At 75.2% G+C, this 769-nt stretch carries 1 protein-coding gene; it reads right to left on the bottom strand.

Annotated features, from left to right (window positions below; genetic code table 11):
- Nucleotides 1-769 (bottom strand): helicase-related protein (locus DD1DGNOD_RS29755; RefSeq protein WP_241255817.1); only part of this gene is annotated, 769 nt, incomplete at both ends.

Raw genomic sequence — 769 nt, 5'->3', positions numbered from 1 at the left:
CCCCCCACTGTCTGTCCGCGCCCCGGCGGCGCGGGCCACCCGACGACCGCGCCTGCGTCGGCACCCGAACACCGGACGACTGCCGAGCAGCGGCCGGCTGGGTCGGCGTACTCCGCTGCTGCGGGGGAATTCTGGGGGCGGGAGGTCCGGCGAGGCGCATTACCACCTCGTCGTTGGCGTCCGCCGGTTCGGGCTGCGCGTCGCTGCCGGCGGCTCGCAGCAGCGCGCGCACCAGCCCGCGCTCCTCGGGGAGTGAGACGAGTACGTCGGCGCCGTGTGCCCCCGCCCGCGCGGTACGCCCACCGCGGTGCTGATAGGTCTTGGGGTCGCTCGGCAGCCCCGCGTGCACGACGATGTCGACCCCGTCGACGTGGATGCCGCGGGCAGCCACGTCCGTCGCGACGAGAACACGGTGCGCACCTTCGGCAAACCCGGCGAGCGCTCGGCTGCGGGCGTTCTGCGCCATGCCGCCGTGCAGCGGCTGGGCCGGAACACCGGAACGGGTGAGCTGTTCGGCGAGCCGGTCGGCGCCGCGCTGGGTGCGGGCGAACACCAGGGTACGTCCGGAGCCGCCCGCCAGGGCGGTCACCAGCCGGGTGTGGGCGGCGGGGTCGGAGGCCTCGAGCGCGTGCCGTGACAGGGTGGAGACCTGCGCGGTCTCCGAGTCGACGGCGACGAGGACCGGGTCGGGCAGGTACTGGCGGACCAGCACCTCCACCTCACGGTCGAGGGTTGCCGAGAACAGCAGCCGCTGGCCGCTGGCGGGGGT

Origin of the sequence: Candidatus Protofrankia californiensis, from assembly GCF_900634765.1 — a bacterium.
Classification (GTDB): Bacteria; Actinomycetota; Actinomycetes; order Frankiales; family Frankiaceae; genus Protofrankia; species Protofrankia californiensis.
This window is presented reverse-complemented; position numbering and strand designations above follow the sequence as displayed.